Origin of the sequence: Anaerosporomusa subterranea, from assembly GCF_001611555.1 — a bacterium.
Classification (GTDB): Bacteria; Bacillota; Negativicutes; order Sporomusales; family Acetonemataceae; genus Anaerosporomusa; species Anaerosporomusa subterranea.
This window is the reverse complement of record NZ_LSGP01000017.1, coordinates 88,204-109,916: the sequence shown is the minus strand read 5'-3', so window position 1 is coordinate 109,916 and position 21,713 is coordinate 88,204. Positions and strand designations below refer to the sequence as shown.

The 21,713-nt window shown below is 49.8% G+C and carries 18 protein-coding genes; 3 read left to right on the top strand and 15 right to left on the bottom strand.

Going from position 1 to position 21,713, the window contains the following annotated elements; all coding sequences use genetic code 11:
* Positions 1-14: 14 nt before the first annotated feature.
* From kdpA to AXX12_RS08065, 5 genes are all read right to left on the bottom strand, one after another.
* Positions 15-1,721 carry a potassium-transporting ATPase subunit KdpA gene (kdpA, locus tag AXX12_RS08090; RefSeq protein WP_066240742.1) on the bottom strand — a complete coding sequence of 569 codons (1,707 nt, stop codon included), beginning with the start codon at positions 1,719-1,721 and terminating at the stop codon, positions 15-17.
* 1 nt (position 1,722) lies between these two features.
* The gene (gene kdpF, locus AXX12_RS20150) at positions 1,723-1,809 is read right to left on the bottom strand and encodes a K(+)-transporting ATPase subunit F (protein WP_066240739.1); all 87 of its coding nucleotides are present in this window, start codon (positions 1,807-1,809) and stop codon (positions 1,723-1,725) included.
* A 908-nt stretch (positions 1,810-2,717) separates the two neighbouring features.
* Entirely contained in the window at positions 2,718-3,239 is a 522-nt protein-coding gene (locus tag AXX12_RS08075) for an ECF transporter S component (RefSeq protein WP_066240734.1), read from the bottom strand.
* A gap of 129 nt (positions 3,240-3,368) precedes the next feature.
* Entirely contained in the window at positions 3,369-4,217 is an 849-nt protein-coding gene (locus tag AXX12_RS08070; protein ID WP_066240729.1) for a pyridoxamine kinase, read from the bottom strand.
* 392 nt (positions 4,218-4,609) lie between these two features.
* Positions 4,610-5,302 carry an NAD(P)-binding domain-containing protein gene (locus AXX12_RS08065; RefSeq protein WP_066240726.1) on the bottom strand — a complete coding sequence of 231 codons (693 nt, stop codon included), beginning with the start codon at positions 5,300-5,302 and terminating at the stop codon, positions 4,610-4,612.
* A 396-nt stretch (positions 5,303-5,698) separates the two neighbouring features.
* Here AXX12_RS08065 and AXX12_RS08060 point away from each other — a divergent pair, with 396 nt between their 5' ends.
* Positions 5,699-7,084, top strand: coding sequence for a PhoH family protein (locus tag AXX12_RS08060; protein WP_066240723.1), 1,386 nt, complete (start codon positions 5,699-5,701; stop codon positions 7,082-7,084).
* A 268-nt stretch (positions 7,085-7,352) separates the two neighbouring features.
* On the opposite strand, the gene AXX12_RS08050 is transcribed toward AXX12_RS08060, so the two are convergent.
* Entirely contained in the window at positions 7,353-7,934 is a 582-nt protein-coding gene (locus AXX12_RS08050) for a PAS domain-containing protein (RefSeq protein ID WP_082816767.1), read from the bottom strand.
* Positions 7,935-8,112: 178 nt separating this feature from the next.
* Here AXX12_RS08050 and AXX12_RS08045 point away from each other — a divergent pair, with 178 nt between their 5' ends.
* Positions 8,113-9,573, top strand: a complete 1,461-nt coding sequence (locus tag AXX12_RS08045; protein WP_066240715.1) for a hypothetical protein — start codon at positions 8,113-8,115, stop codon at positions 9,571-9,573.
* 454 nt (positions 9,574-10,027) lie between these two features.
* Here AXX12_RS08045 and AXX12_RS08040 read toward each other — a convergent pair whose 3' ends face one another.
* Entirely contained in the window at positions 10,028-11,332 is a 1,305-nt protein-coding gene (locus tag AXX12_RS08040) for a DUF445 domain-containing protein (protein WP_066240712.1), read from the bottom strand.
* Positions 11,333-11,341: 9 nt separating this feature from the next.
* Positions 11,342-12,583, bottom strand: a complete 1,242-nt coding sequence (locus AXX12_RS08035; RefSeq protein ID WP_066240709.1) for a DUF445 domain-containing protein — start codon at positions 12,581-12,583, stop codon at positions 11,342-11,344.
* Between the two features lie 293 nt (positions 12,584-12,876).
* Between AXX12_RS08035 and AXX12_RS08030 the strand changes: the two genes are divergently transcribed.
* A complete protein-coding gene (locus AXX12_RS08030) occupies positions 12,877-14,289 on the top strand; it encodes a dihydroorotase (protein WP_066240706.1) in 1,413 nt (470 codons plus the stop codon).
* A 151-nt stretch (positions 14,290-14,440) separates the two neighbouring features.
* Here AXX12_RS08030 and AXX12_RS08025 read toward each other — a convergent pair whose 3' ends face one another.
* From AXX12_RS08025 to AXX12_RS07995, 7 genes are all read right to left on the bottom strand, one after another.
* Entirely contained in the window at positions 14,441-15,652 is a 1,212-nt protein-coding gene (locus AXX12_RS08025) for a hypothetical protein (RefSeq protein ID WP_066240705.1), read from the bottom strand.
* Between the two features lie 106 nt (positions 15,653-15,758).
* Complete coding sequence (locus tag AXX12_RS08020) at positions 15,759-16,733, bottom strand: MBL fold metallo-hydrolase (RefSeq protein ID WP_066240703.1); 975 nt, start codon at positions 16,731-16,733, stop codon at positions 15,759-15,761.
* A 256-nt stretch (positions 16,734-16,989) separates the two neighbouring features.
* Positions 16,990-17,952, bottom strand: coding sequence for a 6-phosphofructokinase (gene pfkA, locus AXX12_RS08015; protein WP_066240700.1), 963 nt, complete (start codon positions 17,950-17,952; stop codon positions 16,990-16,992).
* A 111-nt stretch (positions 17,953-18,063) separates the two neighbouring features.
* Positions 18,064-18,576 (bottom strand): molybdopterin-guanine dinucleotide biosynthesis protein B, encoded by a 513-nt coding sequence (gene mobB / locus AXX12_RS08010; protein ID WP_066240697.1) that lies wholly within the window; start codon positions 18,574-18,576, stop codon positions 18,064-18,066.
* Positions 18,577-18,722: 146 nt separating this feature from the next.
* Complete coding sequence (locus tag AXX12_RS08005) at positions 18,723-19,676, bottom strand: aldo/keto reductase family protein (protein WP_066240694.1); 954 nt, start codon at positions 19,674-19,676, stop codon at positions 18,723-18,725.
* Positions 19,677-19,720: 44 nt separating this feature from the next.
* Entirely contained in the window at positions 19,721-20,608 is an 888-nt protein-coding gene (locus AXX12_RS08000) for a DMT family transporter (protein WP_066240690.1), read from the bottom strand.
* 87 nt (positions 20,609-20,695) lie between these two features.
* Positions 20,696-21,697, bottom strand: coding sequence for a 2-hydroxyacid dehydrogenase (locus AXX12_RS07995; RefSeq protein ID WP_066240686.1), 1,002 nt, complete (start codon positions 21,695-21,697; stop codon positions 20,696-20,698).
* Positions 21,698-21,713: the final 16 nt, after the last annotated feature.

Sequence of the window (21,713 nt, the reverse complement as noted above, 5' to 3'; positions counted from 1 at the left end):
TCTTGACTCTCCTTTTAAAACGTAATGCCTTGAAGCATGAGTAATTGCTCGACAATTGGCCCCAACGCCAGCGCTGGCAGGAAGGTAAGTGCGCCAACGATTAAGACGACGAGCGCCAAAAGTACGGCGAACAGCCAGCCTGTTGTCGGGAACGTTCCTGGTCCCGGAGGCGCTATTTTCTTCTCCGCCATGGAGCCAGCTATGGCCAGCACCGGAATGATAATACCAAAGCGGCCAATAAACATGGCGGCAGACATGGTTACATTATAGAACAGCGTATTTGCCGAAAGTCCGCCAAAAGCGCTGCCGTTATTGCCCGCGCCGGAGGCGAATGCATAGAGAATTTCACTCAAGCCGTGCGGTCCGGGGTTGGCGATGGACGATGTGCCAGCTTCGATAACAGCTGCGACACCACTTAAGATCAGAATGGTTACCGCAGGAACGAGTATCGCGATGGTGGCCATTTTCATTTCCCAGGCTTCAATTTTTTTGCCAAGGTATTCCGGCGTACGGCCCACCATGAGGCCGACAATGAACACCGTCATGACCGCGTACATCATCATGCCGTAAAAGCCTGCGCCGACGCCGCCGAAAACGACTTCGCCCAGCATCATCTGCAACATAGGCACGAGTCCGCCAAGCGGTGTAAAGCTGTCATGCATTGAGTTAACAGCGCCGCAGGACGCTGCCGTGGTTATGGTGGCAAACAGACTGGACCCGGCGATACCGAACCGCACTTCCTTGCCTTCCATTGCCGTCGGCCCGCTAAGCCCCAGATCGCCCAAAATGGGGTTGCCATAGAGTTCACTGTAATAGTTCATACCCAGCATAAGCACAAAGAGCAAGGTCATGGCAGTAACAATGGCGATACCCTGACGCCGGTCACGGACCATGCGGCCAAAGGTAAAGACTAGTCCGGTCGGAATGAGCAATATGCTAATACATTGTAGAAAATTTGTCAGCGGCGTGGGGTTTTCAAAGGGGTGGGCAGAGTTTGCGTTAAAGAATCCGCCGCCATTTGTCCCGAGCAGCTTGATCGCTTCCTGCGATGCCACTGGTCCCATGGCCAGTTTCTGCTCCACTCCTTCCAGAGTTTCCACCGTAACATAGGGCGATAGGTTCTGGAGAACACCCTGCTGTACCAAAACGAGAGTAAAGACGATAGAGAGTGGCAACAACACCCAGAGCGTGCTCCGCACCAAGTCCACCCAGAAGTTGCCAATTGTTTTCGCCGTCTTACGCGTAAGGCCCCGGATTAACGCGACTGCTACGGCAATACCGGTAGCGGCCGACAAAAAGTTTTGCACCGATAATGCCGCCATCTGAGTAAAGTAACTCATGGTGGATTCGCCGCCATACGCCTGCCAGTTGGTATTGGTCACAAAACTCACAGCCGTATTAAAAGCCAGATGCCAGGGATCTACGTCCGGCATGCTTTCCGGGTTGAATGGCAAGAGATTTTGCATTACCTGAATCAGATACACTGTCAGTATGCCAAACAAATTAAACCACATCACCGACCAGGCATACTGCCGCCAGTTCATTTCTTCGGTTTCGTTCACACCGGTTAGCCGGTAGATTACTTTTTCTATTGGTTTAAAGAAAGGATCAACTACTGTTTTTTCCAAGGAAAATACGCTAGCCATATATTTCCCGAGCGGCCATGCCAAAATAAAGAGCACCGTCAGGAATAGGACAAACAAAAACAAATCGCTAATCATGTTAAAATTCCTCCGGTTTCATTAACGCATAAATTAAATAAATTAACAGAAAGACTGTAATAGCTCCGGCTATCAATAATTCAGTCATATATTGCCCTCCTAGTGTCTCATTGGAAACTACATATAGTGTAGCTTACATTGGAATAAAGATGGTGTACGGGATATCTTCGGCATTGTAAAGAAAGTGTCAAAATGATTACATTTACGCCACCGCTATTTGGGAGTTGACGGAGAAAAAATTATCTGTCTTATTTGGTTACCATAAAACTTATAATACAAGTCTTACTAATCACATCCAGAAATATTGATTTTCATTAAGCCTTTCAATTTAAGGCTTAGCGAGATTTTTAGCGGAGCCCTTAACTAGGCGTATGCTACGCTCCGAGGGTACATCACCTTTACAGGCTAAGCTCCGATGCCTCCAGGGAATAACTACGACATAAATATCGTTTACTGCTTAAAATGCGTAAGCAGTTTCAATGGTTGCAATGCATTCCGTATCGCTCGTGTCCAAAACTGTTGCCCACTCGTGCTTGAGTTCGAGACTTGTTATCCACCATTACGTCTACCAACAGAGCCACTTCATAACGGACGGCATCATCCCGGTCAATGCTACGAAAAACAGAAAACGAGGGCGGCGCTTCAGAGCCGAGTTAACTCACTTTCGTGAGCAACTAACCCCATGAGCCATACCCTCGTCTTTTTTATTAGCAATTTTTTTGCAGATGTGGCTTACCATTACCATGATAAAACCCTTCTCTGCGTTGCAGATGTTTTTCGCCTATGAAGTTCGGTAGCAGAGTGATGCAATCAGCCCCGCGATCCCTGCCGCGCATCGTAGGCGGCGCGGCAGGGATCGCGGGGCTGATTGCGCAACTCTTGGCGCTGCCAGCGCCTTCGCCGCTCTCGAACGGCCATGGCCCTCGCGGCACCTGATCGCCCTGTTCAATGAAGTTGGGGCATCACCTTTACGGGTGCCAACGCAGATGGGGTATATCAGCGCCCAGGGATAACTTTGCGGAGTTTGGGGGCTAGTACCATCGCCACCAAAAACCCAGCCGTTGACGTCATCAGCGAACTAGGAATATTCGACAGGGCAACAGCCATACTGCCTGTTACCTGCGACCAAGCCACGATGTAACCGCCTAAGGTCCAGGCCGCGGCTGCGGTGCAGCCAACGACCGCCCGAACTAGCCAGCGGTCAGGCTTAGCCTCAGGCCAAAAGCCCTTGGCAATTACCCCGACAATCAAGCCTGCAATTCCTTTGATGACAAAAGACCATAGCGTGTACGGAGAAAAACCCATCAAGAGGTCAAAGAAAGCAGAACCAATGGCAGCCGCCAGCCCAGCGTACAGCCCACCAAAGACAATGCCGGTGGTGAATACAAAGCCGGTCCCCAAATGCACCATCGCGCCAACGCCAAACGGTACTTTAATCGACGTGGCAATCGTACACATTGCCGCCAACACCCCAATTGTCACTATATCCCGGATATTAAACTGACGTTTATTTTCCATAGGTTACACCTTCCTTTTAATGAGTCAGAGATTAATTGCGCGCCTACGTTTTACCACAGAGTGCACAGAGGTCGCAGAGTGGACACAGAGGGTTCGGAGGGACAATATTAAATAACAAGTACTCTGCGGTTAACGTGCCTCGTTTAGGCAAAGTTTTGGCAACACGGCTTCCAGCAAAACGCCTTCTCTGACAGGAGTCTGTGCCTGAAATGTAGCCTGAATACAAAGTGATACAAAGTCTACTGCCTGCCGCATGGCTTGCGGCAAACCGTATCCTCTCAATAGTGATCCAGCCAGCACACTGGCAAAGATGTCGCCAGTTCCTGGATATCTGACAGGAATAAACTCATTAGCAACTTCACAAAAGCTGTCACTCGCACGTTCATAACCGATGTTCAGGATCTCGCCGTTTGTCTGCACGCCGGTTATGACAACTCGCGACGGACCAAATCCAGCCAACCGGACCAGCCAACTCCGCAGTTGAGCAACATCGTCAATCTGTTCACAGTAAGGTTCTCCCAGCAGGAAAGAGGCTTCTGTATAATTCGGAGTAATAACATCAGCCTTCTGAATCAGCTTCTTCATCTGTTCTTGCATAGTTGGCGTATAAACAGAATACAGCTTGCCATGATCGCCCATAACAGGGTCAACCAGAACCAGCGGTTTATTATGGGAAAATGCATCAATAAAGCCGGAAACGACATCAATCTGAGGCTCAGAAGCAAGAAAGCCGGTATATATACAGTCAAAGTCAATCTTTTCTTTTTGCCATTGGACGAAAAATTGGGGCATATGATCGGTAAAGTCGCAAAAGGCAACATCAGAAAAGCCGCCCAAATGTGTGCTCAGCACAGCAGTCGGCAGTGGGCATACCTGGATTCCCATACAGGAAAGAATCGGCATAATAACGGTTAATGAGCAGCGTCCGACACAAGATAGATCATGCACCGCCGCTACTCTTGGCATCTTCGGGATCATAGCAATTCCCTTCTTAGAGGCTGTTACAAAACGCCCATCTGCGTTGTACCCGCAAGGGGTATGCCGCCAACTCTACCGCGCCAAAGCGCCAAGAGTTGCGCAATCACGATTACGTTTGCTTGCGTACCTTATGTACGCGGCGCGGCACAAGCCTCGCTGTTCCTAGCATCTGGACATTTTCTAACAGCCTCTTCATTTACAGAATGTGATATAAAATAAGTATTATTCGCCCCGCAAACTACTTTTCCTGCTTCTGCTCAGCCAAACACCGCAGAGCCCTGGACGCTGAGAAGGGTTCAGATGCTAGGCAGCCGCACAATCCCCCGCCGCGACGCGTACAAAGGGTACGCTAGCAAGGGGGTTGGGCGGCTAACAACGCAGATGGGCCCTTATCAGCGTCCAGGGTGGAGTTTCTTTTTCACAGAGTATACGATTTCACGTGCAAACGGCCCCAGATTATCCGTGGCATACGCTTTGACGATGCCTGCTGCAACTTGACCGACGGCGCTTTTGGCGATGGCAGGGTTAGAAAAGCCTTTCATGCGCAGGCTCTCCTCAATCAGAACAGCGGCTTCAATTGCCTTTTCGGCGGCAACGGTATTAATCGTGGTGACCACGTCTGAATTTCCTGTCAGCACATCGCCGACATGGGAAAAGATTTCTGTGGCCAGAGGCACCAGCTCTTCTGGAGTATCATGGACAATGATGACCGGTCGCGCGCCTGCAGCCATCTCGCCTGCTTGACTGATAAATTTGGCGCTAATACAGTGGACATGCGGCGCTGCCGTATGTTCAAGAACCGACTGTGCTACATTTGTCGCCACATTAATCACGGTAATTGGGCTGCGGCGAATTTGGTTAAAATCCTTTAGACAATCAATCACTTCCCGATCAGGCAAGGCAAGAATAACTGCGTCACCCAATGCTGCTTCTTCCAAACTTGCGCCAACCTTCGCGCCGGTAGCGGCAGCGACCTTTGCCAGCCGATCTGTGTTTACATCATAAAGAGTCAGTTCAGCCACTTCTGCCAGCTTTACGGCTAAAACCCGACCCATTCGTCCAATGCCTATGATACCAATACGCATCAGTGATCCACCTTTCAACGATCTTATCCACAAAAAGGGTTACTTTCCCTCTGTAGAATATGCTAAGCCTATTTCCAACGACCGTCAAGTGTAAGAAATATGTATAGTTAACGTCAATTTAAAGTGCGCATAATCACACCTTCTGCGGCATTTTATATAATAGAATAGGAAGAACTTTAACCAGAAGTAAAGATAGGAAGGTGTACTGCAATCCATTTGTTACGACGCAGTAGCATGAACGTCAATTTACGAAGGGGGATTTCAATGAAAATCAAACTTGCAGCCCCGCCGGCGTTTCGCCGTGCATCGCAGAGCTTTGCGAAAAAGCGCCTGCTGTGCATGGATGAAGCGCCGTTTATCATTTAGTTAAAAAAGCATAGCTAAGGGGGATTCTACATGGCCAAATGTTATGTGCTAGATACCAATGTTCTGCTCTATTCACCCAGTTCTATCTTTGCCTTCAGCGAGCACATGGTAGTGATTCCCGAAGTAGTGATTGAAGAACTCGATCGGTTTAAAAAAGAAGCCACTGAGCGTGGCGCGAATAGCCGCCAGGTCAGCAGATTAATCGATGAACTGCGATTGCAGGGGAACCTGCTCGAGGGAGTCGATATCAACCAATTAGGCGGAATCTTACGGCTCGAATCCAATCATATGAATACCGAAATGCCGCCCCATTGGGAACGAGAAAAGGCTGACAACCGGATTCTCCAGGTTTGTAAAGGACTACTGGAGTCTGGCCACCAAACCATATTGGTTTCCCGTGACACCAATATGCGGGTTAAAGCGACCATATTAAGAATCCAGGCCGAGGACTTCCGCAACGATAAAGTCGCCAAAATTGATCAGCAATATACGGGTCGAGCGACGGTATATACCTCTAGTGAGGTAATTAACCAATTTCACAAAGATGAAGCTAACTGGCTGGCCCCAGAGAAGTTGTGCTCGTATGATGAGTCAGCCGGCCTCGTAACCGCCGCATCACTAGTGACCAATCAGTTTCTTGTCATTCGCTCGACTGACAACGACCGTCATACCGCCTTAGGGCGCTTTGATGGACAAAAGGTCATTCATTTGCGCTATCGAAACCGCAATCCGTTCGGAGTCACACCACGCAATGTCGGCCAGATCTTTATGCAAGAATGCCTGATGCTGAGCGCAGAAGAAGCACCGATGGTTATTATCAAAGGTCCTGCTGGCACGGCTAAGACCTTTTATTCGTTAGCTGTCGGTCTCTACAAATACATGGAGATCAGGCCTAGGGAGTATCATCATCTGCTGATTTGCCGCCCCCATGCTATGCTGGATGAAGGCATCGGATTCCTGCCAGGCAGCGAGGCGGAAAAACTCGAACCCTACATGCGTTCGATCAAAGACAACTTGTTTACGTTGATGTCAGGAAACTCCCTGGTTGAGGAAAAGGAAGTCGCTCAAGCAGAAGATACCGTCAACATGTTGTTTGAAAAGCGGATCATTCAGACAGAAGCACTTGCCTACCAGCGGGGCCGTTCGTTGCAGAAGTATTGGGTCATCTTTGATGAAATGCAAAACTCCACCCCCCGCCAGGCCAAAGCCGTTCTGACTCGTTCAGGACTGGGAACTAAGATTATTATGATGGGCGATCCTGCCCAGATCGACAATCCCTTGCTAGACAGCCAGTCAAATGGCCTAAGCTACGCCGGCGAGAAGATGATGGGTAGTAAGCTGTGTTTTCAAGTGACAATGCTGCCAGAAGAATGCGAACGCTCGCCACTGGCAGCAGAAGCGGCGATGCGGTTGTGATAACGCAGAAAAATACGGCAATTTTTAGTAAGTTAGGTACGTATAGCACAAGCCGCACGAACGCCACAAGCGCCATTATAGACGGTAAACATTTTTTATTTGTAAAAGACGACCTACCCTTTGCGCAGGCGCATAGCGCCCTTCGTGTTTTCGCGGCTAATGCTATCGTCCCTAGTTTTATTATATCTTTCTGCCTCAAAATCTTATAAATTGGGATAGCTTAAAACAAACAAGCCGGAGTCAATCGACTTCGGCTTGTTGTAATTATTCAGCGCGCAGCCTGCTTGGCCTTTTCTGAGCATACAGGACACAGGTCATGGGTGAAGTCTGCCTCTGAGTGTTTCTCGATGAACGTCTCGAGCCGAGTCCAGTTACCCTCTTGGTTACGAATGCGATGGCAGGAGCAGCAGATAGGTAGCAGCCCCTGTAATTGGGTGATATTTGATATTTCTTCAACAATGACCAAGGCGAGGTTGTGACCTTGATACTCCAGTCGCGTTGCCGTCACCAGAATATCCAGCCTGACAGGTTGTCCATTATGCCACGCAAGGAAACTGCCTTTATTCCGGGAAATCTCCTGCCCCTCGAAAGCCAGTTTGACAGATTTGCGGAGAATACAGTCCTGACAAAAGGTAGTTTGTCCACAGTCTCCCGGGTTCGCGGCATTCACACAGCGAAGAGCTTCACCGCCAGGCCGCAGGTAGGCTTCGCTGTCACCGATCTGAAAGAACTTTTGTCCGGCGGAATTAATGGCAATAACTCGCCCCTCAATGTTAACTAGAATAACTGATGTAGGCATAACCTGAAACAGTGTTCTAAATAAATCATGCCGCTTCAACAAATCCTGCACAAAAATCTCCTACCTTTTTCTTGCGATATCACCAGTATACACTTTTTTCTGTTAATAGTTTATCGAATTCTGTCAATTCTTCCAAAAAATTGCTTGGCCACAGCCCGTTACTTTTAGACCTCACTGGCGTTTATCTTAATGAAAAGACTAAGGGTCTGCCCGGAAAGGAGCGTCAATCATGAATCACAAGCAAAAAGTTACTGTGAGCGCACTTATTGCCTTACTTATTGCCTTACTAGTTGCTGCCTGGTCTGGTCAAGAACCAGTCAGTCATGCACAAATTGATATCCAAAAAATACGATCCACGTCTGATGCCACTGAATGGATGGATGACGCTCGGCGACAGCTAGGGTTAGCCAATAATATATATCTGCTGGCTGCAGCCAGTGATGAGGTGACCGGCGATAGCATCCCCGACGCCGTGCTGCTGGTAGGAATTAAGACAGCGGTGGAGGATCGCTTCGCCCGCAATATTGACATCATCGTCCGCGACGGCAAGTCTGGCCGTTTTGCCGCCGCCGGTCTATCTGACGTCTCAGGTGATGAAAGCAACCTATTTATCGGCGACTTTAACGGCGATAAAGTGAAGGACGTGATGGTTACTGCCCCCAGTGGCGCCAGCATCAACCACACCATTGCCGCTTTTCCTGACTTTGTCCCCTCAGTTCTGTTTAGCAGTAAAGACAACACCGGCACCGCGTTTAGCGGACGTTTCCTAGATGGCTTTCAGGTAGAGCTGGTCAATGACGATACGGGCCGCAAAACCCGCGTCGATATCACAGACGCTAAGTCTCGCTATATTGAAAACGGCGTCTATCGTGAAGATGGCAAACTGTTAAATTCCATCACGCCTCACGCATACCCTTACAGCAGCCTTGAGGCTGTCGATCTGAACCGCGATGGCGTATATGAGCTCAAAGGAATCCAGAGGATTATCGGCATTGATAATACCGATGTAGTGGCTCATATTTATTCTTATTGGCAATATAGCAGTAACCAAGATTGGACATTGCAACAGCTGGAAGTAGCTAGCATATTGTTCGAACTAAGCCAAGAAAATCCGCCGGCTAGCGTTCTAGCCTCTCAATCATCTGTGTCCAAGCAAATGAAATCTCAGTACGCTAGTGTATCTTACCCGCAGTTTGAAGACATATCTGACCTGAGCACACGCCATTATGTCAATCAGGCATTAGAGACTGCCGCTCGCAAGTTAGTCAATCAGGGCACTGGCGACAACCCTATTGTCGTCGAGTATGAAGTCACGAGGAACGATACAGAAATCCTCAGTGTCATTTTTAAAGACAGCAGCCAAAACCAGGCGAATAACCCATCCCCCGTTCTCGAAGCGGTCAACATCGATCTGAAAAGCCGTGATATGCTCTCTGTGGACAAGCTGTTCCGCTCCGACCGCCAGTCTCACCGCGCTATCAACTCGCTCATCGCCGCTGCGGCCAAGCAAGCCGGTATAGTTGATAGCCCGGTCTTAGGCGACTGGATTGGCATGTATATCACCAACGAGGATATCGTGCTGTATGATCAGGAAAGCGGCCAAGATCCGGAATATCGGTACCTGTCTTTGCCCTTAGAGAAGACACAGGCGTATCTTAACGAACCGTATGCAAACGTAAAAGGTCGCTAAGTATAGGTAAAGTCCCCTCTGCACTTTGTAGAGGGGACTTTATCTATGCTTAGGAAACCTGTCCGTCAGCCACTTCATCGCCATATCTAGCGCCTCGCAGCAGGATACCACGATAATAACCAATCCAATCATTACACGCTTCATTGTGTCCCCCATCCTATCCGTTGAGTCGTCTCCAAGGGCGTTTAGAAGGGTTCAGGTGTTGTTGCCTATGAGACTGATTAGACGTTTGATGCAACATGGCAGAATAGCATCACTAGGCAGGCCCGCTGGTCCAGCCGCAACGCGTACTAGCGGGTACGCTAGCAATGGATCGGTGGGACTATTGCGCAACTCTTGGCGCTTTAGCGCCTTCGCCGTTCTCGGCCGTCCATGGCCTACGCGGCACCTGAACGTCCTGTTCAATGGTGTTGGCGGCATACCCCTTGCGGGTGCCAACGCAGATGGGCCCTTATCAACGCCCGCCCACTAGTAACGGCCAGATATAGGGTAGGTATACATACTGACCAACAAAGAATACTACTAGACCGGCCAAGGCGCCGACAACCGAACCATTGATCCTAATCCAGGCCAAGTCTTCGCCCACCTTGTCCTCAATAAATACATTTAATTCCTCGTCAGATAACGTCCCCATCGCTTGCCCGACTAATTCGCCAATCAAGCTGTGCTCACTTAGCACCACCTCGGAAGCGGCTTCTTGCAAATGACGTTCAAGCCAATCTTGTAGCGCGGTATCCTGGCGCAAAGCTACCCAGTACCTATCCGCGAATCGCAACACACCGGCAATCAGCGTATGTGATTCATCAATGCTGCCCAGATTCTGCTCGGTAGCCGATCCGAGCAAGCCATCAACTAACGGCCGCAAGATATCCTCAAGCGGAATTCGATCGACTAAGCCGGTTTTCCATTGTTCGAGAGTTTGTTGCCACTCTGGGTTGTGCTCTAATTCATTCAACGACTGCACCAGTCGTTCGTTAAGCCACACTCTAAGCGGGTGATGCGTCTGCTCCAGTGCCTCTAATTCAGACAACAACCGCTGATAAAGCGCATCTGCCGCCTCGTCGAGATTAATAAAGTCAAAGGTTCGCAGAAACGTGCCAAATAGCCGTCCGAGCGTGCTTTCGCCAGTCGCCTGGTGAGTAGCATTATTGAGAAAGCGATAAATCTCCTGTCGTAGCGAAGGTCGGACAGCTACCTGTTTTGCTTCTGTCAACACTAGATTAAAAAAGAAATCGGCCTTGCCAGAATGAATCAGCCAGCGCCCCAGAACAGTCGCATAGCAGTGAAACTTGATTGCCCGCAGGCGATTTTGGGTGACTTTAGCCAGAGTGCTCACCAGTCGGGACCTATCCGCATTTCGCAGCCAAGCAGCCAGCCCTCGAGTCAGCAGACGAAAAACTACCTGTTTCCCACCGCTTTCCATCCAGTTGATAAGCAGCGAGACCAGTCGGATCTTTTGCAAATGGCGTTGAATAGACTGACGGCTGAGGAATTCCTCTTGTACCATATAGGACATCGCTCTAACAATTTTTTCCCGGTTGCGGGGAATAATCGCCGTATGAAACGCAACTCCCAGCGGTCTTTGAAACAATGCTGTCACCGCAAACCAGTCAGCCACCCCTCCAACCAGCGCAGCTTCCGCCATGCGAAATAATGCCTGAGACCAGACGGCCTCACGGTAAAACCAACGCACAGCCACCGCAGTCACAAACAAGGTAAAGGCGATTGCGAGCGCTTTATCCGCTTTTTGCCGATTCATACCCATCACCTATAGCCAAAATGTCAGGCAGTACAGCATGCTGCCAGTAAATCCGCCGATAATTGAACCATTGACCCTGATAATCTGCAGGTCTTCGCCAACTTTGTCTTCGATGAACGCTACCAGTTCAGCATCAGAGAGCTGTGCCAGACGCTCACGTACCAAATCGCCAATTTTATCGTGATGCGCATCAATGAAATTCAGTAATGCCTGTTTGACTATGTCACTTACTTTCTGCTGTTGAACAGAATCAGCCTGAAAATCTATCAACAGTTGATCAACCCAGTGATCAGCCTGCCGAAACCATTGAGCCATCTGCTGCGGATGCTCGCCCACCTGACGCAGCAGCCAATCTAAAGACCTTTGCATTAGGCCGACAATATCGAGCTCAGCCAGCAGATCATTTTTGTAGTTCTCCCATTCTTGCGCTGCCTGCGGTTCCAGTTCCAGCCGCCGTAGATAGCGGCAAAGGCGTTGACGCAGAGCTATCTGTACAGGATGGTCTGCCTGTTTCATGTCTGCCAACCAGGCAACTAATCGTTGCTGGACAAAAACGGCCATATTGTCAGGTGAGAGCCTGGCAATATGGTTAAAGAGTTTACGCCTGCGTCTGTCTGCCTCGTAACGCGACAAAGCCCTTTCCAAGAATTCTGCAAGTAAGCCGCGGAATTCTGCTGTTGCAGCGATGTTGCCCAATTCAACTGCGACAAAGCTAATAATCTTTTGGTCATAGCCGGTTTGCACTGTCCATTCACCAATACTGCGCAGCAGTGGCGACAGCTGAATAACGCCAGCGTCCTGCCGGACAAATTTAGCAATAAACCGCCCTACCTCTTGGGGATCAACTTTATCAAGTATATCACTTAGCAGTTTATGTACCATTCGTTTAACGGTTTTGGCGCCACCGCGCTCATCAAGATAGCTCAAAACAACGCGAGGTATATCGTGTTCCTCAATCTTGCGTTTAATATTATCTTTTGCCAACAATTCATCTTGCACCATTTCCACAATCATGGAAAACAGCCGTTCCCGGTTGCGCGGAATCACTGCCGTCCGCCAGGGAATGCCTAGCGGCTTGCGAAATAAGGCGCTTACCGCGAACCAGTCTGCCAGCCCGCCAACCATTGCCGCGCCGAATGTACTGACAGCCAGGCCGCCGGTAAACGAGCCCGCGAACGGCAAAGCAGCAAAATACAACAAACTGGTAACGCCAAGCGTCCCAGTTGCCAGATAGCGGTTTTTGCCAGACAAGTTCTCACCACCCTTTCCATGGTAGTGTAGCCATGATGTTAAGAAAAAAACGCTGCGGGAATCTTGAGATAGACGGGGGGCCGAACCGCAGAGTACGCAGAGATCGCAGAGGGTTCACGGAGGGTTGCGAATATGCGAACTATATAATTATTATATAAACCGTAGCCCTCAGCTGCCCTCTGTTTACTCTGCGTACTCTGCGGTAAAGCGTATCTTCGTCGCTTTCGCTTTCCACAGCCGGCTTAGGCTTGCTATAATAAAGTAACAACTATCGAACGAAAGGAAGCGAAACGATGAGCAGCTTTGACCTGATTATCAGCGGCGGGTTCGTGGTCGACCCATTTAACCAACGTGAAGGGTATTTTGACATTGGTATTAAAGATGGACTGATTGCTGAAGTATCACCCCAGCTTGATCCAACCTTAGCAGACGAGCTATCTGATGCGCGCGGCTATTGCGTAATGCCTGGCATCATCGACCTGCATACCCATATGTCATCCTGGCTGGGTGGTCGCTATGCTCATAAGATGTTAGCACTGGCCGGAGTTACGACCGCTCTCGATATGTCTGGCCCGGTTGACAGCGTGCTTGATATTGCACGTGACTACGGTGCAGGTCTGACAATTGCCAGTTTGAATGCAGTTCGACCCGGGCATACGGTAAAAAGCGATAATCCGAACATGGCTGAGTTGGACTCACTGTTGGGATCATCATTACGTCAAGGCGCCATCGGACTGAAACTCTTGGGCGGTCACTATCCGCTAACTCCAGAGGCAACGGCACGGGCCATCACTGTCGCCAACCAGCAACATGCCTATATTGCCTTCCATGCCGGGACTAACCAAACCGGTTCCACGATCGAAGGCTGCTTAGAGGCCATTGAGTTAGCGGCAGGTCAGTCATTGCATCTGGCCCATGTCAACAGCTACTGCCGGGGCTCAATCCGTCCTGCTATGACTGAAACCGAAGAAGCCATCCGCGCTCTGGAGTCCAATCCGCGGATTATTTCTGAAGCCTATATTTCTCCGTTTAATGGCACTAACGCCAAATGCAGCGGCGGTGAGCCGGAAAGCCTAGTCACCAAGCGCTGTCTATTAACCGGTGGCTTCCCAGCCACTGAGCAAGGCATGGAAGACGCAATCCTGGCCGGTTGGGCCCACATCAATCTCCCTGCCGGCGGGGCCATGACACTGGCAGTCGGGCAAGCAGGCTGTGACTATTGGCGAAAACAAAACACTGACGCGGCTGTCAGTTTCCCGGTCAACCCGGCCGAACCGCGATTTTGCCTAGCGGCGGCCAAGCGTAAAACCGGCGGGTTTATCGTAGACGCCATCAGTACTGACGGCGGCGGCATACCGCGCAACGTCATCGTAGAACTAGGTCTTTCCCTAGTTAAATTGCAGGCTCTGACTTTGGCTGAATTCGTCACCAAAACTAGCACCAACCCAGCTCGCATTTTGGGTCTTGGAAACAAAGGGCACTTCACTCCAGGCGCTGACGCCGATATCAGCATCCTTGATCTCGAACGTCAAAAACCTCGCACTGCTATCGCCGGCGGCAAAGTCATCATGCATGCCGGTTACGTCTCCGGCCAAGGCAGCAAAATCATCACCACCACCACCGGCGCAGACGCCGTCCACGCCCGAGGCCTGACGCCAGTCATCGTCGACTTGGCAAAAAGCGGTTTCTACCAAGGCCGGCAGTAGCCTAACGTAAGTCTGCCCAGCAGACCGTTCAGAAAGTACCAGATGCTAGGCAGCCCGAGGAAGCGCGTGCAGACAGTACATTCGAAGGTACGGCAAGCGCGCTCCCGCAGGGCTAACAACGCAGATGGTGCTTTATCAACGGTCTGCCGCCCTAGAGCCAGCGGAAGGCGATATACTCGCTCACAATCGTAATAACATACGCCAGCCCATACTTCAGTTTACGCCAGCGGTTCAGGCTTTCCATGGTGCGTTCCATGCGCCAGGCAAGGAATCGCTGGCGTCCTGCTTTTAGCAGCAAGCGTTCCATTTCTTGCCGCCCCTCAAAATCAGTCTGGTTTCCAATCTTGCCATAGTGACGGATCAAATCACGCATCTCAAGCTCAATGTCCCGCTTGTAGCGTTCCATGCGGTACATAATATTTTCACTGGCTGACTGTAGCTTATTGACCGTTTTGCCGGTAAAGAATTGATACAGCCAGCGCGGAATGTTGACGAGCATCAGACTGATGCCGATAATGATCAGTGACAGAAAAAAGTAACGTGAAAAGCTAAACGTCAGACCGTCTATGTCGAAATAATCCCGCAGCAGAACAACGATAGCCGACACGCCTAACGCGATGCCGGACAAAAATAACGCATCTGCCCACTGCAGGCGATAGATAGCTCGTCGGTAGCGCTCCGGTTCCTTGTGTCCATAATCTGAGTGGATGATAGACTTCGCCTCGGACGATAGAGGATGCAAATGGAGCGTGATAAACCCCTTGTCTGTGCCGGCAGCAATGACAAAAAATTCACTAGGGCGCGGCGCCCCGGTTTCATCATGAAATAACGAATATACTTCACGACGACGGCAAGTATCCCAATAGCGGGAAAAGTCAATCCGCAAACTGCCTCCGTCCATCCGCAGTTCGATTCCCGGTCTGACAGCTACAGGATTCATCAAAAAGCCGATGATATTTAACAAGTAATAAGTTAGCTTCTCGGTTATAAAATCCGGCAGCAGCGGCATCCGCAGAAACCGGACAGTTTTCCATTTCAACTGCAGGGTCGAAGTACTGTGATCATGCCAGGCATCGCTTAACTCTGCTTCAATAATCATCTGCACATAGTAGCGGCTAATAATCTGCACGTTAATCCGGTTGTTATCCTCAAATTCGACAGATACATAGCGAATAAATTGATGTCTGAGAAATTCCTGACGCAACCAGGCATTAACCGCCTTTTCCGCAACGGTCAGTCGGCCGCCCTCGATATCCAGTCGAAATGACCGATGTGGCGCAGGCCAAATATCTGTACGCTGCTCAGGTGTTCCGCCTCTTAGCTTCTGCCCCAGCAAACGCAAACCTTGTAAAAATTCACGCATACATAGCCCTCCGTCCTACCTGTCAGGCGTCAAAGAAACCATTACTATTGTGGGATCGAGGTACGTTAACCTCTGCGGTAAAACTCAGCCTCGTTCCTCCTGAGACTTATACTGCCTTAAAAAAAGCTATCGGATCATTGACCGTCCGACGTACCCGTCCGGCTTCCTCTAGGTAACGAATATGGGCGATCGCCTCACCGGTGGCAAACCATTTTTGCGGTACAGGAAACTCGTCAAACGAATTGCAGCGAATGTCCCAGCTCATCCTCGCCGCCACTTGGTAGGCGCTAAATTCTCCCTGGCGCAGGATGGTCTCAACTTCAGCCAACCGTAGTTCATGGTGGTGTTTAAGTTCAGCAACGCGGGCGCGCCAATCAGCAATCTGCGTCCGGTGAGCTGGCAAAACGAGGTCGATAGCAAGCTTTTCCAACTTATCTAGACTGGCGTGATATTCAGCCAATGGATTTTCATGCTCAGCCCAAGCGGTAATATTGGGGGTGATATCATTTAAGATATTATCTCCAGCAAACAATATTCGTTGATTAGGCTCATACAGGCAGATATGGCCGGCAGTATGACCAGGAGCAGCAATGCAACTAAATTGAAAATCGCCGTATTCTAACACATCGCCGTCACTGACGAAGTGGAAGTCGATCATATCCTTGTTGCCGCCACGGAATCCCGGGTGGCGGGTAATTGCTGTTTCCAGTAGATCGGGATCAAAGCCCTGATGCTTAGCGCAAGTTGCCAAACGGTCCCAATGTTCACGACCGAAATGGTTAATGACATTGCCATCTAGAGCGCTGGCATAGGCGCGGTTGCCAGTATTTTTCAACACGCCGACTAAACCGGAGTGATCGGCATGCATGTGAGTAATAAAAATATCGGTCTGATTCATATCCACGTTTAGCTCAGCCAAGCCGTTACGCAGCGCCTCCAGGCACTCCGGCCGGTTAAGACCAGTATCGACTAGCAAACACCGCTCGGTTCCCCTTACCAGATACGAGTTAATATACTTCAAGGGATTCTTCGGCAAAGGAACTTCGATTCGATATATGCCTGTTACTATTTCATCAACCACAGTTTCCCCTCCACATGCTGTCAAGACTATTAAATATATTGTAGCACATTGTCCAGGAAATTGAAAAACTGTGTGAATTTTCGTAGGAAGATTGCTGCAGTCTGGCCGTAAAAGCAAGGAAGATCGCCGCGCTTCGCTCGCGATGACAAACAATTATGTGTCATCGCGAGGAACGAAGTGACGTAGCGATCTTCCTCAGCCAGTCTACCTTTTTCGTATTGCCTGTGAATTATTTCATGCCCAAAGCAACGACGGACTAGATTGCTAATATATCCACCAATCGATACATCTCCAAATCGATAGGTTTCTTTACCGAAATCACTTCACAAAAGTCAACGCCGATGATATCGCCTCTGAGCGTGCCAACCATTTGGCAACTGACCTTGCTTAAGAGCAGTTCTACAGCTTTCGCGCCCATACGACTGGCTAAATCACGATCAAACACAGTCGGACTGCCACCTCTGAGTAAGTGACCGAGAATAGTCGGCTTGCATTCAAAGCCGGTCTGCAGCTTAATCTGTTTCGCTAATTCAATACCCCTGATTGCACCTTCAGCCACAACGATAATGGAATGAAGCTTACCCTGCTTAAAGCCTTTGCTGACTTTCTTACAGATAACGTCAACATCAACCGGCTGTTCAGGGATAATTACCGTCTCCGCGCCGCCAGCGAGACCGGCTGACAGAGCGATAAAGCCTGAATCACGCCCCATGACCTCGATCACGAAAGTTCTCTCATGCGAGGTTGCAGTATCGCGAATTTTATCAATTGCGCCAACTGCGGTATTGACTGCAGTGTCAAAGCCGATGGAGTAATCTGTGCCATTAATATCATTATCAATCGTTCCAGGGATCACAATAACCGGAATGTCGTATTCCTCGGCAAACAATTTCGCTCCCCGGAATGAGCCGTCACCACCAATGACAACCAAGCCTTGCAAGCCATAGCGTTCTACATTCTCAAACGCAAGCGCTCGTCCTTCCGGAGTGCGGAATTCTTCAGACCGAGAAGTGCGTAGAACCGTGCCGCCTCTTTGAATGATATCAGCTACCGAACTGCGGTTCATCGGCGCCATATCACCTTCGATAAAGCCAGCAAAGCCGCGCTTAATCCCCACCACCTCTACCCCGTGATAGATAGCCTTCCTAACGACGGCCCGCACTGCAGCATTCATGCCAGGTGCGTCACCACCGCTTGTTAAAACGCCAATCTTTTGCAATATAAGTCCTCCTCTATAACTGTAACTATATGCCGATCACATCGTTATAGAGTTAATTCCGGAAATATAACAAATATCCTGCCTGACACACTTAAATATCAGCTGATAATTCTATTCGTTGTCAGACATATCTTTGTTAACTTGCAGAAAGCTGACTTCTAGAAAATCGGCCAGCAGAGAAATTTGTTCTGGACAAAAATGCCGTACATCTGGATATAAGGGTGTATCAGATATTGTTGCCAATAAATCTGGACTAGGCCCTAATGGAGGCTGGCCCGCCGCCAAGCGGAACACCTCAACCTTTGGCTTGTTCTCTCGCTTATAGCCTTCTGTGAAAATCACATCAACGTCCTGGATACGATGAATCACTTCATCAAGCGGTATTTCTGCCTGCCGGGCTTCGATATAGGCTAGCTTATTCGCTGAGCTAATACAGACAATATCCGCGCCAGCCTCAGCATGCTTTGCGGTGTCTTTGCCAGGAACATCAATGTCAAAGCCATGCGCGTCATGCTTAATCACCGCGATTCGATAGCCGCGCGACTTCAGCTCACGCACAACCTGAGTCAAAACTGTAGTTTTGCCGCTGTTAGAATAACCAACAAAGGAAATGACGGGAATCATGGCGTCCTCCTGGCAAAAAATAGTAGCCACCTCAACCGCAGAGTATACAGAGGGTACCCATAGAGGATGCCGTTTTCTCTAATGACATTAATCTAAACATCGATCCCTCTGTGTACTCTATGGTAAAACGCAACTCGGTGTTCCTTCTATTCTCCGTCCAATATATCTTCGATTTCTTCAACCACATCTTGACTCAGTCTCACATCAGCTGCCTTAACATTCTCCAACACTTGTTCCGGACGACTCGCGCCGATAATCGCTGAGGTAATATTGGGCTGAGCCAACACCCAGGCCAAACTGAGATTAGATAACGGCAGGCTGAGCTCGCCTGCCAAAGTCTTTAATTTCTCCACTTTGGCGAAGTTGGCTTCGGTAAAGTATCGCTCGACAAACGGCGCTGTGCGCGGGTCAGACGCGCGGCTGCCGTGGGGGGCAGGTTGATCTTTTTGGTATTTACCTGTCAGCATGCCCTGGGCCAGCGGCGAGAAGACGATCTGACTCAAACCGTGCTTTTCACAAGTTGGGACGACCTCATCTTCAATGTAGCGACTGAGCATGTTATAGGCTGGCTGATTAACAACAATCCGATCCAGTAGATACTTATCCGCCAAACCAAGCGCTTCAGTGATTTGCGTAGCTGTCCACTCGCTGACTCCGGCATAGAGAATTTTCCCCTGCCGGATTAAATCATCGATCGTACGCAGTGTTTCATAAATTGGTGTCTGGGGATCAAAGCGATGGCAATAGAAAATATCCACATAGTCTGTACCCAGACGACGCAGGCTGGCGTGAACCTGTTCAAATACGTGTTTGCGGGAAAGGCCTTTATCATTAACTCCTTCACCCATCGGCCAAAATGCTTTGGTCGCCAAGACGTACGACTCACGCGGATAGGCGGCCAGCGCCTGGCCAACCACTTTTTCGGCTTCGCCTCTGGCATAGACGTTGGCAGTATCAAACGAGTTGATGCCTGCTGCATAGGCGGCATGAATGACCGCGGTCGCGGTTTCGCTATCAGTAGTATTGCCATAGGTCAGCCAACTGCCAAGGCTTAGGACACTCACATTCAAGCCGGTACGGCCTACTTTACGATATTTCATCGATCTCCCCCCAATCTCTTTTGTAATTATGTAATTGGCCCTGTTTAGTCTACTGCCGCTTGCTTAGCTTCCACCATAGGCTGATCCGCCGTTGTCTTGATACAGCGGATAGTCACCGCCACCAGAATAATACTGCCACCGATCATCGCCCACATTCCAGGCCTCTCACCTAATACCAAGAACACCCAGATTGGGTTGAGTACCGGCTCAATCGCGCCGATCAATGCCGTTTCCAGAGCAGTCACATGTTTAATGGCTACAGAATAACAGACATACGCCAATCCCAGCTGAAACACACCAAGCAGGGCAAGGTTGATCAAGCCCTCTGAACCTGGAGACGAATCCAGCATGAAGGGAAGTCCAATCAGCGTTGTCAACACGTTGCCCAAAAGCACCGTACCGAACGGAGAGGCATCTTTCTGTTTTCGCATACAAAGGCAAAAAACTGCCAGTGTCGCGCCACTGGCCGCACCGTAGATATTGCCCATCAATCCGCCTGCTGACAATTGGTCCAGGAAAAACAAACCCATTCCGCCAGCAATCACGCCAATAGTCGCCCAGTCGGCTGCTGTCGGCTTTTCGTTCAAGACCCAAGCGCCAAACAGTGCAACATAAATCGGCATTGTATATTGTAGTAAAATAGCGTTGGCCGCAGTTGTCATCTTAGTTGCGCTGACAAATAGGATCACTGTGGCCGCATAGGCAACCGCGCCGCCGATTTGCGCCTTTGACCAGGATAGACGCTGACCGCGAAACGCCAGCCATATGACCAGAGCCGCGACCGCGCTGCGCGCCCCGGCAATGGCAACCGGATTCCAATCGACCCCTTTAATCAGCAGCCCGCCTGAACTCCATAACAAATTGGTAGCCATCATCAAGAAGACAGCCAGTCGGCGTTCCGACCCGGCATGCTTCAGCAATAGGTTAAGCATCTACGACTTCTCTCCTTGCGGCATGTAATTCTATGAGTATTCGCGCCAAAAACAATTACTCCTGCCGATGAGTTAGAGAAGAATTCCTTAAGCCTTGTTGCTTTCCTTCGCTCTCAGAACCTCTATATTCACTAATGTCGGCGGGACCGCCCCTTGCATCGCCGCCAAAATGTTGCGTACCGCGATTAGCCCCATGTTGGTTCGGGTGTCAATCGTGGCGCTGGCAACGTGTGGCAGCAGCACGGCATTCTCACATTCGAGTAGCCTGGGCTCAACCGCTGGTTCATTTTCGAAAACATCCAGTCCGGCCCCCCAGATTTCATTGGTCTGAAGCGCATAAACTAACGCCTTTTCATCCACCACCGGACCACGCGAAGTGTTAATCAGAATTGCCGTCGGTTTCATCAGTTTGAATTCATTGGTGCTGATCAAATGACGGGTTGATGGTAGCAGCGGTACATGAACCGAAATGAAATCAGCTGTTTTTAATAACGTCTCTTTATCGACATATACACCGCCGGTTTCGGCTTCGAATTGGGGGTTAGGCGTGACATCATTATAAAGAATCTTCATCTCAAAGCCTTTGGCTTTCTTGGCAAAGTTGCCGCCAATGCGGCCTGTGCCGATAACGCCCAGCGTCTTGCCGGTAATATCCCGCCCTAACAGCAGCATCGGTCCCCAGCCCTGGAATTTGCCGTCCCGCAGATACTTGTCAGACTCAACGACGCGACGGGCGACTGAAAACAGCAGCGTCCAGGCTAAGTCAGCAGTCGCATCTGTCAACACATCCGGTGTGTTACTGATCATGACGCCGCGTTTGGTTGCGGCTTCAACATCCACGTTATTAAAACCGACAGCATAGTTGGCAAATAGTTTGCATTGCGATCCGGCTGCGGCGAATACTTCATCATCAATCGTGTCTGTCAGCAGACATAGAACTGCATCTCTGCCTTTGACCTTCGTCAGCAGTTCTTCGTGACTAAGCACCTGGTCATCCGGGTTGATCTCGACATCGCAATACTCCTTTAGCAGATCAATGGCCGGTTGGGGCAGCATGCGGGTTACATAGACGTTCCAACGTTTCGACATAGGGGATACCTCCTAA

Coding starts and splice junctions, on each gene's coding strand:
- AXX12_RS07995 (WP_066240686.1), bottom strand. CDS start 21,697: ATGTCGAAACGTTGGAACGTCTATGTAACCCGCATGCTGCCCCAACCG.
- kdpA (WP_066240742.1), bottom strand. CDS start 1,721: ATGATTAGCGATTTGTTTTTGTTTGTCCTATTCCTGACGGTGCTCTTT.
- AXX12_RS08040 (WP_066240712.1), bottom strand. CDS start 11,332: ATGAATCGGCAAAAAGCGGATAAAGCGCTCGCAATCGCCTTTACCTTG.
- AXX12_RS08000 (WP_066240690.1), bottom strand. CDS start 20,608: ATGCTTAACCTATTGCTGAAGCATGCCGGGTCGGAACGCCGACTGGCT.
- AXX12_RS08025 (WP_066240705.1), bottom strand. CDS start 15,652: ATGCGTGAATTTTTACAAGGTTTGCGTTTGCTGGGGCAGAAGCTAAGA.
- AXX12_RS08045 (WP_066240715.1), top strand. CDS start 8,113: ATGAATCACAAGCAAAAAGTTACTGTGAGCGCACTTATTGCCTTACTT.
- mobB (WP_066240697.1), bottom strand. CDS start 18,576: ATGATTCCCGTCATTTCCTTTGTTGGTTATTCTAACAGCGGCAAAACT.
- AXX12_RS08060 (WP_066240723.1), top strand. CDS start 5,699: ATGGCCAAATGTTATGTGCTAGATACCAATGTTCTGCTCTATTCACCC.
- AXX12_RS08070 (WP_066240729.1), bottom strand. CDS start 4,217: ATGATCCCGAAGATGCCAAGAGTAGCGGCGGTGCATGATCTATCTTGT.
- kdpF (WP_066240739.1), bottom strand. CDS start 1,809: ATGACTGAATTATTGATAGCCGGAGCTATTACAGTCTTTCTGTTAATT.
- AXX12_RS08030 (WP_066240706.1), top strand. CDS start 12,877: ATGAGCAGCTTTGACCTGATTATCAGCGGCGGGTTCGTGGTCGACCCA.
- AXX12_RS08075 (WP_066240734.1), bottom strand. CDS start 3,239: ATGGAAAATAAACGTCAGTTTAATATCCGGGATATAGTGACAATTGGG.
- AXX12_RS08065 (WP_066240726.1), bottom strand. CDS start 5,302: ATGCGTATTGGTATCATAGGCATTGGACGAATGGGTCGGGTTTTAGCC.
- AXX12_RS08005 (WP_066240694.1), bottom strand. CDS start 19,676: ATGAAATATCGTAAAGTAGGCCGTACCGGCTTGAATGTGAGTGTCCTA.